This window comes from Brevibacillus sp. M2.1A, from assembly GCF_013284355.2.
Lineage (GTDB): Bacteria > Bacillota > Bacilli > Brevibacillales > Brevibacillaceae > Brevibacillus.
The window spans coordinates 3,648,797-3,664,029 of sequence record NZ_JABSUY020000001.1; the positions used below are offsets into that span (position 1 = coordinate 3,648,797).

The 15,233-nt window shown below is 44.4% G+C and carries 13 protein-coding genes; all 13 read left to right on the forward strand.

Annotated elements, in window-relative coordinates; all coding sequences use genetic code 11:
* Window positions 1–17 precede the first annotated feature (17 nt).
* The 13 genes from HP567_RS17835 (at window position 18) to HP567_RS17895 (ending at window position 15,012) form a co-directional block, all read left to right on the forward strand.
* Entirely contained in the window at window positions 18–1,322 is a 1,305-nt protein-coding gene (locus tag HP567_RS17835) for a serine hydrolase domain-containing protein (RefSeq protein ID WP_173609187.1), read from the forward strand.
* A gap of 35 nt (window positions 1,323–1,357) precedes the next feature.
* Window positions 1,358–2,296 (forward strand): nickel ABC transporter permease, encoded by a 939-nt coding sequence (nikB, locus tag HP567_RS17840; RefSeq protein WP_173609186.1) that lies wholly within the window; start codon window positions 1,358–1,360, stop codon window positions 2,294–2,296.
* A gap of 1 nt (window position 2,297) precedes the next feature.
* A complete protein-coding gene (locus HP567_RS17845) occupies window positions 2,298–3,191 on the forward strand; it encodes an ABC transporter permease (protein ID WP_173609185.1) in 894 nt (297 codons plus the stop codon).
* Window positions 3,192–3,227: 36 nt separating this feature from the next.
* A complete protein-coding gene (locus tag HP567_RS17850; RefSeq protein WP_173609184.1) occupies window positions 3,228–4,223 on the forward strand; it encodes an ABC transporter ATP-binding protein in 996 nt (331 codons plus the stop codon).
* Window positions 4,220–5,203 carry an ABC transporter ATP-binding protein gene (locus tag HP567_RS17855; protein WP_173609183.1) on the forward strand — a complete coding sequence of 328 codons (984 nt, stop codon included), beginning with the start codon at window positions 4,220–4,222 and terminating at the stop codon, window positions 5,201–5,203. Before HP567_RS17850 ends, HP567_RS17855 begins: the two co-directional genes overlap by 4 nt.
* Before the next feature lie 31 nt (window positions 5,204–5,234).
* Window positions 5,235–6,077: a diaminopimelate epimerase gene (dapF, locus tag HP567_RS17860; protein ID WP_173609182.1), complete on the forward strand. Its 843-nt coding sequence runs from the start codon at window positions 5,235–5,237 to the stop codon at window positions 6,075–6,077.
* A gap of 167 nt (window positions 6,078–6,244) precedes the next feature.
* Window positions 6,245–6,799 (forward strand): dihydrofolate reductase family protein, encoded by a 555-nt coding sequence (locus tag HP567_RS17865; RefSeq protein ID WP_173609181.1) that lies wholly within the window; start codon window positions 6,245–6,247, stop codon window positions 6,797–6,799.
* A 273-nt stretch (window positions 6,800–7,072) separates the two neighbouring features.
* Window positions 7,073–8,320: a peptidase T gene (pepT, locus tag HP567_RS17870; protein WP_173609180.1), complete on the forward strand. Its 1,248-nt coding sequence runs from the start codon at window positions 7,073–7,075 to the stop codon at window positions 8,318–8,320.
* Window positions 8,321–8,608: 288 nt separating this feature from the next.
* A complete protein-coding gene (locus HP567_RS17875) occupies window positions 8,609–9,205 on the forward strand; it encodes a class I SAM-dependent methyltransferase (protein ID WP_173609179.1) in 597 nt (198 codons plus the stop codon).
* Window positions 9,206–9,559: 354 nt separating this feature from the next.
* The gene (gene katG, locus HP567_RS17880; RefSeq protein ID WP_173609178.1) at window positions 9,560–11,743 is read left to right on the forward strand and encodes a catalase/peroxidase HPI; all 2,184 of its coding nucleotides are present in this window, start codon (window positions 9,560–9,562) and stop codon (window positions 11,741–11,743) included.
* A 305-nt stretch (window positions 11,744–12,048) separates the two neighbouring features.
* Complete coding sequence (locus HP567_RS17885) at window positions 12,049–12,834, forward strand: hypothetical protein (protein WP_173609177.1); 786 nt, start codon at window positions 12,049–12,051, stop codon at window positions 12,832–12,834.
* Window positions 12,835–12,921: 87 nt separating this feature from the next.
* Window positions 12,922–13,575 carry a response regulator transcription factor gene (locus HP567_RS17890; RefSeq protein ID WP_173609176.1) on the forward strand — a complete coding sequence of 218 codons (654 nt, stop codon included), beginning with the start codon at window positions 12,922–12,924 and terminating at the stop codon, window positions 13,573–13,575.
* The gene (locus tag HP567_RS17895; RefSeq protein ID WP_173609175.1) at window positions 13,576–15,012 is read left to right on the forward strand and encodes a sensor histidine kinase; all 1,437 of its coding nucleotides are present in this window, start codon (window positions 13,576–13,578) and stop codon (window positions 15,010–15,012) included. It abuts the gene before it with no gap.
* Window positions 15,013–15,233: the final 221 nt, after the last annotated feature.

Here is a 15,233-nt window from a genome sequence, read left to right on the forward strand (position 1 = left end):
AACAAGGAGAACAGGTGATGAACAATCAGGAATGGATCGTGAGTTATGAGGAGTTTGTCCGAGAAACAATGTTGGGAAGCAAGGTGCCTGGAGCTGCAATTGGAGTGGCCAAACACGGACAGCTCGTTTATGCCAAAGGCTTCGGCTATCGAGATATTGAGCAAGGTCAGGTAGTGACAGTTGATACTTTGTTCGGAATCGCTTCGATTACGAAATCGTTCACCGCTATTGCGATCATGCAGCTACAGGAAGCCGGAAAACTGACGGTTGCCGATCCTGTTTCCCGTTTTCTGCCAGAGTTTCAAGTAAAAACGGGAAGTGGTGGAACGGAAGCAATCACCATTCACAACTTTCTAACTCATTCCTCCGGTTTGCCGCCATTATCTTGCGTCGATGAAGCACTCAAGCGTGGGATAAATACTTATGAGGAATTGATGTCTTATATGGCACAACTGGAATTTCCTTTATTGGGCGCACCAGGTACGGAGTTCAGTTATTCCAATGATTGCTATACGCTACTGGGAGCAATTGTTGAGCGGGCAAGCGGCAAGCCATATTCGACGTATGTGAAGGAGCATATTCTCCAACCAGCGGGAATGCAGCATAGTTGCTTTTCTTTGGCGGAGTTGCACGGGTACGAGGATAGAACATCGCTATTTGAGACACCGCCGTTTCAATCATCCGGCGGATTAAAATTAACGCTCACCGATATGATGAGATACACCGAGCTGTTTCGAACGAAAGGTTTGATTGGCAAGGAACGGATTCTTCGCACGGAAAGTGTGCAGCAGATGATCACCCCTTATTTCCGCTGCGAACAAAACCAATATTACGGGTATGGTGTAGCGATTACACCCAATTTTTACGGTGCTGTGATGCTGGGCCATAGCGGCAGAGAAAAAGGGATCCAAGCCCACATGAGTATCATCCCGGAATACGGACTGGCTGCCGTGGTGCTCACTAATCTCAGTGGTTCGCCGGCTGCCGCATTGGCACATGGCACGTTTCACTGCATTGAGAATCGTCCGGCGAGATCAACGCATGTCACGTATAAGGAATATGACCTCCCGACAGAGCGTCTGCATGAATATGCGGGCGAGTATGGCTCTATGGAAGGAATTCATCTTCAGGTAAGCGTGGATGCAGGTACGCTGATCATAACGGTAGATCATTCGGACTCATTCTCTTTAAAAGCTATCGACGAAGACGTTTTTCTCGCGAACGTTGACGGGTCGGATCAAACCGTACGCTTTATACGAGACAAAAGTCAAACGGTAATTCGCATGATGGGCTCTTATCGCCAAATTCCCAAGCGAGTTTAGCCATACGCATTCTGGAAGAGAGGAGTGAACGAATCATGAAACAGTACTTGTTGAATCGGGTGCTATCAGGAGTGATTGTCCTCCTCGGCATTTCCATCTTTTCGTTTGCGCTCGTTCATTTTATTCCTGGTGATCCGGTACGGATTATGTTAGGGGAAAAGGCTACAAAAGCACAAGTGGAACAGTTGCGTGAACAGATGGGGCTAAATCAGCCCCTTCCTCATCAGTACCTGACCTACATGAAAAAAGTCATCCAAGGAGATTTCGGGACTTCCTTACAAACAGAAAGGCCTGTCATCGTGGAAATAATGGAACGGTTTCCGGCAACGGCCAAACTAGCCTTTGCTGGGATTGGCATCGCGGTCGTCATTGGCTTAACGATGGGAATGATTGCAGCGAAATACAAGAATACACTCTTGGACTTTATGCTGATGGCGGCAGCTTCGATCGGATTATCGCTGCCGAGCTTCTGGCTGGGGTTAATCGTCATTATGTTATTTTCCGTTCAATTAGGCTGGTTTCCGATTGCGGGTGGTACGGGATGGAAGGATCTTGTTTTGCCTGCGTGTACCTTGGGCGTTTTGTCTTCCGCAATGATCAGCCGACTGACGCGTTCAGGTATGGTCGAAGTGCTTTCCCATGATTACATTCGAACGGCACGGGCCAAGGGCTTGAGGGAGTCGATCATCCTATACCGACACGCGTTGTGCAATGTCATGATTCCTGTTGTTACGGTGGTGGGCTTGCAAATCGCAACTTTGCTGGGCGGGGCAGTTATCATCGAACAAGTGTTCAACTGGCCTGGAATTGGCACATTAGCTATCGGAGCGATTTCAGCCCGTGATTTTCCGATGATTCAGGGTATTGTGCTACTGATGGGCTTCGTCTATGTCGTGGTAAATATGATGGTCGACTTGCTCTATGGTTTGATTGATCCGCGTGTCGACCTCATTACGGAAAAGGAGGGGCGGTAAATTGAATGAGGTGAGCAAAACCGCCGCACATGGGGCGACACATGCCAAATCCCCGATGTTTCCCACGCTTGCATTTTGGGGGGAAATCAAGAAACAGCGAGCAGCAAAACTAAGCTTGGTGGTGCTTTTACTTATATCTGCGATTGGAATCGTCGGGCCTTGGATCGCTCCTTATGACCCTACTGAAAGTAACTACGATGCCTTTTTGCAAGGACCGTCTGCCAAGCATGTTCTCGGAACGGATGCGATCGGCCGCGATTTGCTTTCCCGTATTTTATACGGAACGCGCGTTACGCTTGTGGTTGCTGTCATGGCGGTCGGCATCACAGTAGTGGCAGGAACGATGATTGGTGTCATCAGTGCGTATGTGGGAGGATTCATTGATCACCTGCTCATGCGGATTATGGATATTTTGCTCGCCTTGCCGGGGATCATTTTGGCCTTGGCCATTGTCGCGGCGCTTGGACCGAGTCAAACCAATGCGATGATCGCAATCGGCATTTCTTCCATTCCCAGCTTTGCACGTCTGATCAGGGCAGCGACGCTCGTCATCATGTCGTCTGGATATGTGGAAGCCAGCAGATCGATCGGCACGCCGAGCTGGTGGATCATTCTTTTTCAGGTGATCCCCAATATTACGAATGTATTGTTCGTTTACATGACACTGTTCGTCGGGGGAGCGATTCTCGATACGGCTGCATTGGGCTTTATCGGCTTGGGCGCACAGCCGCCGACGCCCGAATGGGGGACCATGCTGAATGAAGGAAAAGATTATTTGTCCGATGCCTGGTGGCTTGCGACATACCCGGGATTGGCCATCACCATTGTCGTGTTGGCTGTAAACCGGCTGGGAGATGCCTTGCGTGATATTTTTGATCCTCGTACGCAAAAGTAAAAGGGCAATAAGAGGATGGGAGAGGGGATTCCATTGATGGACAATGTATTGGAAGTGACAGGGCTGACAACCCGGTTCTCGAAAGAGTCGGGCACGATTACGGTGGTTGATCAGCTTGATTTACATGTGAAAAAAGGGGAGACGCTGGGAATTGTCGGAGAGTCGGGGTGCGGCAAGAGCGTTACTTCGCTCTCGCTCATGCGACTGTTGGACAATAATGCCACTTTGAGTGGAAGCATTCGATTCAACGGGAAAGAAGTGCTTGCGCTGAGTGAAGCCGAGATGCGCAGTCTCAGAGGCAAGGAAATGGCGATGATTTTTCAGGAACCGATGCATTCGTTAAATCCGGTGTTGACGATCGGCCGACAAATCAGTGAGGTACTGCACGCGCATGAGGGGGAAAGCAAAGCGGCGGTAAAGCAACGGGTACTGGATTTGCTTACGGTGGTGGGCATCTCCCGAGTGGAAGAGATTTACAGGGATTACCCGCACCGTTTGTCAGGAGGAATGAGGCAACGGGTGATGATTGCCATGGCGATCGCTTGTAATCCGTCATTACTGATCGCTGATGAACCGACGACCGCATTGGATGTGACCATTCAAGCGCAAATCTTGAATCTGATCAAAAAAATCAGAAGGGATATCGGCATGTCAGTGATCATGATAACGCATGATTTAGGGGTGATCGCTGAAGTGTGCGACCGCGTTATGGTGATGTATGCGGGACAAGCGATTGAGATAGCGGACGTAAGGTCGTTGCTGCGCAATCCGAAGCACCCGTACACCGCGGGTTTGCTCCAATCGACACCAAGGCAACGCGCAAAGAGGCTTTACAGCATAAAAGGCAGTGTGCCGACACCGGAAAACAAACCCAATGGGTGCCGGTTTGCCCCGCGATGCGATAAAGTGATGGCGATATGTTGGGAGCGGAATCCTGTTCTCCATCCAGTAGATCAGCATTCTTCTTGTCGATGCTGGTTATTTTCCCAAGACAAAGGTCATGAACAGGAAAGCTCGGTGGTAGGTGGATGATGACTCCACTCCTGGAAGTGAAAGGGCTGCGCAAGCTGTTTCGCATGAAAAAAGGGTGGCTTCAACAACCGCAATATGTTCATGCTCTAAACGGGATTGATGTGAGCGTCTATGAAGGAGAAACGCTAGGGATTGTCGGGGAGTCAGGATGCGGAAAGTCTACATTGGGAAAATGTATTCTGCGTTTGCTGGAGCCCGTCCAAGGCGAAATTCGTTTCCAAGGGAACGAAATAGGAAAAATGAACAAAAATGAAATGCGTGCCGTTAGGCGAAATATGCAAATGGTTTTTCAAAATCCATTTGAGACATTGAACCCGAAACTAACGATCGGGCACATCTTGACGGAACCACTGATTTCGCATGGTATTTCCCGACAGCATCGACAAGCGCTACTGGAAGAAACGATTGAGATTGTCGGCATGAGCAAGCAGCATCTATCTCGTTATCCTCACGAATTTTCCGGAGGGCAAAGACAACGAATTGGAATCGCCCGCGCCCTGATTCTTCGGCCAAAGCTGATTATCGCAGATGAGCCTGTTTCCGCACTAGATGTGTCGATTCAATCGCAAATCCTTAATTTGCTGCAGGATTTACAAGAACAATTTTCCTTGACCTATGTCTTCATTTCCCATGATTTGAGCGTAGTTGAACACATTGCCAATAAAGTGGCGGTCATGTATTTAGGTGAAATCATCGAGTATGCTGAGAAAGAGAAGCTATTTGGACGACCGCTGCATCCCTATACACAAGCGTTGCTTTCAGCCAAACCCATTACCGATCCTGATGATATACGAGAGCAAATTGTGTTATCGGGGGATCTCCCGTCTCCGATTAATCCTCCGAAGGGATGCAAATTCCATCCGCGCTGCCGTTCCAGCATGGAAATTTGCAAAGTCGAGTTGCCAAAGCTCAGTGAAATAGAAGGGCAATCGGTCGCTTGTCATCTCTATCAATCATTTCGCGCAATCGATCCTTCTTAAGCAAGGTAAATCAGATAAAAGGAGGAGCGAAATGTTTGATCTTGGGATCCCGTTTACAAAAATGAATGGCTGTGGCAACGACTTTATTATAGTAGACAATCGCGATGGCCTGTTGAACGAGGTTTCGCTTTCAGCCTTTGTCCAACATGTATGCAGGCGAGGCACTTCAATCGGTGCGGATGGGTTCATGCTGCTGGAGAACTCCAACATCGCCGATTTTAAGATGAGGTATTTTAACGCAGATGGCAGTGAAGGAGAAATGTGCGGCAACGGTGCAAGGTGCATGTCGCGCTTTGCTTACCAAATCGGAGCAGCCAAGACGAAGATGAGTTTCGAAACGATGGCCGGCATCTATCAGGCAGAGCTCAATCAAAACGGCGTGAAGGTCAAGTTCCCCGACGTTCAATTGCAAGTGCTGAAGCTGAATCAACCATATGAGTGGGACGGACCGAATAGCGTCTACCACTACGGTGTTGTCGGCGTTCCCCATACGGTCTGGTTTGTCGAAAATGTTTTCGCGATAACGGACGACCAGCTCAGAGAATGGGGCCGAATGGTCAGAAATGATGAGAAGCAGTTTCCCAATGGTACGAATGTAAATTTTGTGGAACCGATTGATAGGCAAACGCTTCGCATCAGAACCTATGAGCGCGGAGTAGAGGCAGAGACCTACGCGTGCGGTTCCGGATCGACTGCTGCAGCAATCATTGCAGGTGTTTTAGGACATGTAGACACCTCTGTAAACCTGCTTACTCGAGGGGGACCACTTAAAATTTCTTACCATCTCACAGATTATGCTGCCGAATCCGTTTACTTGGAAGGCAACTCAAAGCTGGTAGCAGAAGGACATTTATTGCCCGATGCATGGACATGAGAACGCGTGGTAAGGGAGAATGTATAACCGGGGCAACCGCGTTTTCCCCACATGCATGGTCCATCTATCGCCAATGAAGTGAGCTTTTTTGTATGACGAATAAGACACAAGGTGACATGTTTAATGGTCTAAAATGGGTGGTAGATCAACGAAAGGAGTAACCACTCATGAAACGAAGAATCATAGTAGATTTAGCTGTTACTTTAGATGGGTTTATTGAAGGGAAAAATGGAGAAGTTGATTGGTGCATAATGGACTTTGAGATGGGGTTTGTGGATTTCTTACATGAAATAGACACGATTCTATACGGAAGAAAAAGTTATGATTTATGGGGGCAATTTACGCCGGAAAATGAACATACAGATACTGAAAAAGAGATTTGGTCATTGGTTCATAGTAAAGAAAAATATGTGTTTTCCAAGACACAAAAAGGGACGGATAATAAAGCAATATTCATCAATGATAATATTCTTGAAGAAGTAAACCTACTAAAGAATAAGCCTGGGAAAGATATCTGGCTATATGGTGGAGCTAGTCTTATGACAACTTTTATCAATTTAGAACTTGTAGATGAATTTCGTTTATCTGTTCACCCTGTTATTTTAGGTGAAGGAAAACCGTTGTTTATGGATATAAAACAGAGGTTGAATCTAACGTTGGTGAAAACACGAACGTTCTCCTCTGGCGTTGTGCAACTCATTTATCATTGGAATGGGAAGTAATACTGGATAGAAATTTCAATCAAACCAGCGGTGAGTCTAAGACTATATTTTCAGGTCTTGGTTCGCCGTTGGTTTATTTTTCAGAGTTAGTGCCAAAACGAATTTCGATGAGGCTGGGAGCATTTAGTTAACTGTCTAGAAACGTAATGGAAGGGCATTTGAAAGCATCAGGCTATTGATTGAAGAATCGATGGGGATCGTGGTAGAATTTGTCACGAGATTGCTTCATTCTAAAATAGGTTTGACTAATTGTACTGGAGCTGAGATAAGACCATGAAAACGGAGATCATGAATAGATTCATCTCTTACGCACAAGTTGATACACAATCCGATGAGAACAGCGAAACGTGCCCCTCAACACCAGGGCAGCTCGTGCTGGCCCAAATGCTTGTTGACGAACTACAAGCCATAGGTATGCAGGAAGTTACGATGGATTCGAACGGTTATGTAATGGCAACCCTACCGTCCAATACAGATAAAAAAATACCCACAATCGGTTTTCTTGCTCATATGGATACGGCCACCGATTTTACCGGCGCTGACGTGAAGCCGCAAGTCATTGAAAATTACAACGGCCAAGACATTGTCTTGAATGAAGCACTGAATATTGTCCTTTCGCCGCGCGAGTTTCCAGAGCTGGCTGGTTACAAAGGCCACACCTTAATCACGACAGACGGCACCACATTGCTTGGCGCTGATGATAAAGCCGGTATTGCCGAAATCATGACCGCCATGGCTTATCTGATTCGCCATCCAGAACTGAAACACGGGAAAGTAAGAGTGGCCTTTACCCCGGATGAAGAAATCGGAAGAGGCCCAGATAAATTTGATGTTTCCGCCTTCGACGCAGTATATGCCTATACGATGGATGGCGGCCCTCTTGGCGGAATCGAATACGAGAGTTTTAATGCGGCATCAGCGACCATTATTTGTAAAGGGAAGAACGTTCACCCCGGCTCGGCCAAAGGGAAAATGGTTAACGCCGCTAAAATAGCCATGGAGCTGCATGGAAAGCTGCCGACTGACGAAGCTCCTGAGGAGACGGAGGGCTACGAAGGCTTCTATCATCTGTCTTCCATTCAAGGTGACGTCGAGCAAACGCAGCTTCGCTATTTAATCCGGGACCACGATCGCAATCGGTTTCAGGAGAGGAAGTCCGAACTGGCTCGTATCGTAGAAGAATTACAGAAAAAATACGGAGAAAATCGAATTGAACTCGAAATCAAAGATGAATACTTCAACATGCGGGAAAAGATTGAGCCTGTAATGGAAGTAGTGGACATTGCCACGCAAGCACTAGAAAACCTCGGAATTGTGCCGAGTATCCAGCCGATTCGCGGTGGTACGGATGGCTCCCAGCTATCTTACATGGGGTTGCCAACACCGAATATTTTCACAGGCGGGGAAAACTACCACGGGCGGTTCGAATATGTTTCCGTTGACAACATGATGCACGCTGTGAACACCATCATCGAAATCGTGAAGCTGCATGAGCAAAGAGTTCTTAAGACCCATGCCTGAAGACGGTTACCCCATCGTTGGATTTCATGACCAAATAAAGGGTCTTTATCTGACTGTTATGCATTCAGCTGTTACATTAGCTCTCATCAAATTGAAGCAAAGCGAGAAATGGGCGGATGTCTAGTAGAGACGATTCGCCCTTTACCATATCGCTGGTAAGTCCGCTCTGCCTGCAGAGATATTATAGATATGATAACTCCACAATAGTCATTGTAAGTAACCAGAGCGTGTTTTGTAGCTACGTTGCTTTTTTACACTCATTAAAGACATAAAGGGAGGCCGGTAAGTATGGGGAATATTTGGAATGAGCGTTATAAGACAGACGAATATTACTACGGGGAAGAACCAAACATATTTATTCAACAACAAGCTTTCCGCTTAGAACAATCTCAAAAAGTTATTGCGTTTGCAGAGGGTGAAGGCCGGAATGCAGTTTTTTTAGCAAAAAAAAATCTTGAAGTGACAGCCATTGACTATTCGGAAAGCGGATTGCAAAAAACAAGAAAACTGGCTCACAAGCATGGCGTTCACGTGCATACCCAAAAAATTGACCTGTTGGAGGAAGATGTCCCGCGAGAGGAATATGACGCTGCCATTATGGTATATGGACATTTCAAAAAAGACGCTCAAACCACGGTTCTTAATAAAATGAAAAAGGCGTTAAGGCCTAAAGGAATTCTCATGCTTGAGGTATTTTCCGAGGAACAAGTAAAGTATGGTACAGGCGGCCCTTCAGAACGTGAAATGCTATATGAACCAAAAGATATTCTTGCTTGGTGCGAAGGGCATGAGGTGCTCCATTTCTTCTATGGCGAACAAGAGCGTATCGCAGGAAAGGCACACACTGGATTAGCCCATGTCATTCAGCTTGTATTAAGAAAATGATAGAGAATCATCGTAAGCGAAGTTGAACCGTTTTCGCACTAAAAGCCCACTCATTCCGTAAGGGAGAAAAGTGGGCTTTTTCTGATAACAAACCATAATCACATGGAAAAGAGGCTAACGAGCTGGTGACAAGATCATAATCTACAAGGTCCATGCATACGTTAGAATCAGCATAATATCGAAAATGAAAGAGTTCATATATTTTATCGTATTCATGAGATGCCAATCGCAACTGTCCATAAATCCTTACGATGAAAAAAGCAAAAAGATGTTGATTTCCCCTGTTAACTGCTATATAAATTAATTAGAAGTATTATTATTTAATACTTAATTTAAATGACGGGAGAGGGACAAATGGACTCTATGGCAACTGCTAACACTGGAAAGTGCCCGTTTTCGCACGGTAGCACTACGAATCACAACCCTAGTGCTACATCGAACAAACACTGGTGGCCCAACCAGTTGAACTTGAACATCCTGCATCAGCATGACAGAAAATCTAACCCGATGAGCGAAGACTTCAATTATGCAGAAGAGTTCAAAAAGTTGGACTACCAGGCCCTCAAGCAGGATCTTTATGATCTAATGACAAACAGCCAAGATTGGTGGCCTGCCGACTACGGACATTATGGGCCATTATTTATCCGTATGGCTTGGCACTCCGCTGGTACATATCGTACAGGAGACGGCCGTGGCGGTGCTGGAACCGGCACACAGCGTTTCGCTCCCCTTAACAGCTGGCCAGACAATGCCAACCTTGACAAAGCTCGTCGACTTCTATGGCCGATCAAGCAAAAATATGGCAACAAGATCTCTTGGGCAGACTTGTATATTCTAGCAGGTAATGCTGCTATTGAATCCATGGGCGGGAAGACAATCGGTTTTGGAGGCGGACGCGCGGATGTTTGGCATCCAGAAGAAGATATTTACTGGGGTGCTGAAAAGGAATGGCTAGGTGATAAGCGTTACACCGGCGATCGTGATCTCGAGAATCCGCTCGCTGCTGTTCAAATGGGTCTGATTTATGTGAACCCCGAAGGTCCGAACGGGAATCCAGATCCGCTTGCTAGTGCTCGTGACATTCGCGAAACCTTCAAACGCATGGGAATGAACGATGAAGAAACCGTTGCACTTGTAGCAGGCGGTCATACATTTGGGAAGGCTCACGGCGCAGGAGATGCTGCTCTTGTAGGCCCAGAGCCGGAAGCTGCTCCTTTGGAAGCAATGGGCTTAGGATGGCAGAGCACACACGGTTCCGGTAAAGGTCGCGACGCCATCAGCAGCGGTATTGAAGGTGCATGGACTGCGAATCCGACACAATGGGATAATGGATTCTTTGAACTCTTGTTCGGATATGAATGGGAGCTGACCAAGAGCCCAGCAGGTGCACACCAATGGGTTGCTGTAAATCCTGCTGATGAGCATCTTGCACCGGATGCAGAAGATGCGTCCGTTCGTGTTCCAACGATGATGACCACTGCGGATATGGCCTTGCGTATGGACCCAGTATACGAAAAGATTTCACGTCGTTACTATGAGAATCCAGAAGAGTTTGCAGATGCATTTGCAACTGCATGGTTCAAACTCACACACCGCGACATGGGACCTCGCTCAAGATATTTAGGTCCAGAAGTTCCAGAAGAAGATTTTATCTGGCAAGATCCTATACCCGCTGCTGAATATGAATTAACAGATGCCGATGTAGCAGAACTGAAAACACGGATTTTAGACTCTGGCCTTACCGTCAGCGAGCTGGTAACAACGGCTTGGGCTTCCGCATGTACCTTCCGTGGCTCGGATATGCGTGGCGGCGCGAATGGAGCGCGCATCCGTCTTGCTCCCCAGAAGGAGTGGGAAGTCAATGAGCCGAAAAAACTTGAAAAGGTGCTTACGATCCTGGGAGTCATTCAAGAGGACTTTGGTAAAAAAGTCAGTATGGCCGATTTGATCGTACTGGGCGGTAGCGCCGCAGTAGAAAAAGCTGCACAGGATGCTGGCTTTGATGTAACGGTTCCTTTTGCCCCAGGACGTGGCGATGCTACCCAAGAGCAGACAGATGAAGAAAGCTTTGCTGTGCTCGAGCCAATTGCTGATGGTTTCAGGAACTACCAGAAGAAGCAATATCGTGTCAGTCCTGCGGAACTCCTGATAGACAAGGCACAGCTACTAAACCTGACTGCTCCTGAAATGACGGCACTTGTTGGCGGTATGCGTGTTATTGGTACAAACCACGGGGGCACACAACACGGTGTATTTACGGATCGGGTAGGTACACTCACGAACGACTTCTTTGTTAACTTGCTAGATATGGGCGTACAGTGGAAGCCAGTAGACGGTGGCGTATTTGAAGGACGTGATCGCAAAACCGGTGAACTCTTGCGTACAGCGACTGCTGTTGACCTCGTGTTCGGTTCAAACTCTGTTCTGCGTGCCATTGCAGAAGTCTATGCCCAAGACGATAACAAAGAAAAGTTTGTCCGAGACTTCATTGCTGCATGGGTGAAGGTAATGAATGCAGATCGTTTCGATCTTAAATAAGCATAATCTGAAAATATAAAGCAAAGAACAGTATTTGTTGTTGGATACTGTTCTTTGCTTTTCTTTCTATAGTAGTATTAGTAATTGAATGGTAGGAATGCAATACCCCCCTCTTGGAAACCATCTGAAGCAAGCCTCCAGGTGGTTTTCAATCTTCCCTGTAACAACGAACGAAATGGTTTTTATAGAATTTACAACTTGGAGACAACTGAAAGATACTTTTAACATATGAACGCTATATTCTATTACCTGTAACAAGGGTTTCGTGCCCAAACCAAAAATAAAACATTTCAGGAGGCATTACCATGAACAAAAAAAATATTCTCGTTTTTTCAATGGCACTAACAATTGTAGGCGGTGCTACAGCAGCGGTATTTGCAAGCGATAACGCGATTCAATCTACGAAAAACAAAGTTGTAACTTTGGTAAGCAAATCAGGAAATGACACAAATCAATCCACTGTAGCTAAAGTAACAAACGGAAAGATTAGTGATGAAGAAGCGGTAAAAATGGCAACGAAAGCTCTAAAAGACTACATGGAGCTTGACGCGAAATCTTTTGGTGAGGCGCATGTAAATCGAACGAACAACCAAGAAGACTTTAAGTTCTTTATGGATTTATATTCAAAAGAAGATGCAGCTGTATTAAAAGAAAACGCCAAAAAAGAAACGGCAGATGTTATCGTAGTACAGTTTGCTCGTGCTGAAGACTTAAACCAGCCAATGCCATCTTCTAATCGCATTGTCATAAATGAAAAAACAGGTGAAATTGTTTCTTTAACTGCTTTCACTAATGAAGATCGAAGCTCAGAGACAACAATCGATGATGCGAAAGTTAAAACTGCGGTTATCAGCTTTTTTGGTAAACAACAGAAAAACGTTAAGGAAAATACGATGAAGGTTAGTAAGACCGCTAGCTCCGGAACCGTACGTGTTCTTTGTAACCTGGAAGATGGAAGAGATGTAGAGATGACAATTAGTCTGAAGAATTATTCCGTATCTAGTTATGAGATTAATTATGACAGACTACTCCCTCTACCTTCCGAAGAAAAAGACCACAGTGAGAATTTCAGAGGACTGAAAGTGAATTAAAAATTGGCGGATTGATTAGATGGAGTAAGTGCCCGAAATGGTACTTACTCCATCTAACCGTTACAAAAGGAACGAGGTAAAAACTGTATGATAAAAATTTTAGTGGTTGAAGATGATATCGCCGTAGCAAATTTAATAAAATTGAATTTAAATACGGCAAATTATGAGAGTTCCATCGTTTTTGATGGAGAGGAAGCCCTAAATGTGATTGAAAGAGATCGTTTTGATCTCATACTTTTGGATGTCATGCTTCCGAAAGTTGATGGATTTACTTTATTTGAAAAAATTAAACCTTTAGGGATACCTGTCATTTTTTTAACTGCGAAAAGTTCTGTCACAGATAAGGTGTATGGATTAAAAGCAGGAGTCGATGACTATATTACGAAACCCTTTGAAGGAATTGAATTACTCGCCAGGATTGAAAATGTATTAAGGCATTACAATAAAAAAAGCAACATCATAAATTTTAAAGACACAGAAGTATACTTGGAAGAAATGAAGGTGAAAAAGAACGGTGAATTGATAGAGCTTACCTTGAAGGAGTTCGAATTATTGGTGTTTTTAGTGCAAAATAAAAACATCGTGTTAACGAGGGAAAAAATCATAGAAAAAATTTGGGGATATGACTACGTTGGCGAGACTCGGACGATTGACAACCATATACAAAAGCTAAGAAGAAAGCTGGGATGGAAAGAGGAAATTAAAACAGTATTTAAATTGGGATATAGGCTGGAGGAATAAATGAAATTTTGGCAGCGGATATTTTTATGTACATTAATCATATTCGAAATCTTTTTTGTACCAGCATCCATTTACCTTATTAATAGCAGCTTTGAACTCAATCTCAATATGGAGATCCGCTCCGGGATAAGTGAACAAGATCGATTTGCTAACTCTTTAGAATCAAATCTATATCTACTTAAAGTTCAAAAGTCTTCAACCCCAGATGCAGAAGGAGTTGGCAAAGCAAACATAGATTCCATGATTCGTACGTACTTGGACAACCTCGGAGAACAGGATGTGTATTTGGATGTAATAGATGAGAAAAACGAAGTCGTTTTTAGCCATTTTAAAAATAACAAGATAACTCTTACGAATCGAGAAGAATTAAACATCCCATCCGATAAAGTAAATTACATCATACGGGATCTAGGGGAAAAGACGTACTTATTTATAGCGAAGAATATGTATTTGGAAAATAATCACTATAAGCTTTCTTACGTGAAAGATATTTCGAGTGTTTATGAAAATAGACAAGACCTATTAAGCCTTTTAATCAAGTTAAATGCTCTTATTTCAGCAATTTTGGTCATCGTTACCATCATCATGAGCATGTATATCGTAAAACCGATTAATAAACTAATCCAGTCAACAAGAATAATTGCAGGCGGGAATTTCAGCGAAAGAGTCATGGTCAAATCGAAGGATGAAATCGGATTGTTAGCGGAAAATTTCAATATGATGGCCGTTGATGTAGAAGATAAAGTAAACCAGCTTAAAAGATCTTCAGAAGACAAGCAAAGGTTTATCGATAACCTGGTACATGAACTTCGGACTCCTTTAACTTCGATCATAGGCTATGCGGATTATTTACGGACAAATAAATATGATGAAGAGACTTATATCAACTCATTAAGCTTTATCTATGAAGAAGGAAAGCGGCTGGAGAAATTGACATTTAAGCTTATGGAGCTCATTGTTTTGCGAAAAGAAGACTATGAGTTAAAAAAGGGAAATCTTGACGAGCTTTTTGTGGAAATCAAACATTCCTTTATACCAAAGCTGAACATAAAGAATATAGAACTTGAAATATCAACGGAGAATCTGAGTGTTTTCATGGATAAGGATTTGATGAAAATTTTACTTGCAAACCTGATAGACAATGCCATTAAAGCATCGAAGAACAACGATAAAATACTGCTACGCTCATACAGAGATACGGAGTCAAGAATTATTCTTGAAGTGAAAGATACAGGGATTGGTATTCCTGATGACGACATAAACAAAGTCTTTGAGCCATTCTTTATGTCCGACAAATCGAGATCGAGAGCGAATGGAGGAGGCCTCGGGCTCGGGCTTTCTTTATGTAAGGAGATAGCTAACATTCATGACGCTGAAATAAGAATAGAAAGTAAGCTCGGTGAAGGTACTATTATCCAATTGGTTTTTCATTGTTAACAACCGGGAGCAAGAGGAAATTCTTGAGACGATTTCTTTGTGACGAGAGACAAGCCATGTTCATTGGAGTTTTTTCAATGAGACATGGTTTTTTCTGTTTAAAAAACGTTAAGAGTAAAAAAATAAAAAAACTCTATGAATTTTTAAAAAATACCCTTTACTGGTAATAATTACTATTTTATTATTGTAAGCGTAACCAAGCACTTACAAACGCGCGTGAA

Excerpts from the sequence above, each read along its gene's own strand:
- dapF (WP_173609182.1), top strand. The coding sequence starts at position 5,235 with ATGTTTGATCTTGGGATCCCGTTTACAAAAATGAATGGCTGTGGCAAC.
- HP567_RS17895 (WP_173609175.1), top strand. The coding sequence starts at position 13,576 with ATGAAATTTTGGCAGCGGATATTTTTATGTACATTAATCATATTCGAA.
- HP567_RS17865 (WP_173609181.1), top strand. The coding sequence starts at position 6,245 with ATGAAACGAAGAATCATAGTAGATTTAGCTGTTACTTTAGATGGGTTT.
- katG (WP_173609178.1), top strand. The coding sequence starts at position 9,560 with ATGGACTCTATGGCAACTGCTAACACTGGAAAGTGCCCGTTTTCGCAC.
- nikB (WP_173609186.1), top strand. The coding sequence starts at position 1,358 with ATGAAACAGTACTTGTTGAATCGGGTGCTATCAGGAGTGATTGTCCTC.
- HP567_RS17885 (WP_173609177.1), top strand. The coding sequence starts at position 12,049 with ATGAACAAAAAAAATATTCTCGTTTTTTCAATGGCACTAACAATTGTA.
- HP567_RS17890 (WP_173609176.1), top strand. The coding sequence starts at position 12,922 with ATGATAAAAATTTTAGTGGTTGAAGATGATATCGCCGTAGCAAATTTA.
- HP567_RS17835 (WP_173609187.1), top strand. The coding sequence starts at position 18 with ATGAACAATCAGGAATGGATCGTGAGTTATGAGGAGTTTGTCCGAGAA.
- HP567_RS17855 (WP_173609183.1), top strand. The coding sequence starts at position 4,220 with ATGATGACTCCACTCCTGGAAGTGAAAGGGCTGCGCAAGCTGTTTCGC.
- pepT (WP_173609180.1), top strand. The coding sequence starts at position 7,073 with ATGAAAACGGAGATCATGAATAGATTCATCTCTTACGCACAAGTTGAT.
- HP567_RS17850 (WP_173609184.1), top strand. The coding sequence starts at position 3,228 with ATGGACAATGTATTGGAAGTGACAGGGCTGACAACCCGGTTCTCGAAA.
- HP567_RS17875 (WP_173609179.1), top strand. The coding sequence starts at position 8,609 with ATGGGGAATATTTGGAATGAGCGTTATAAGACAGACGAATATTACTAC.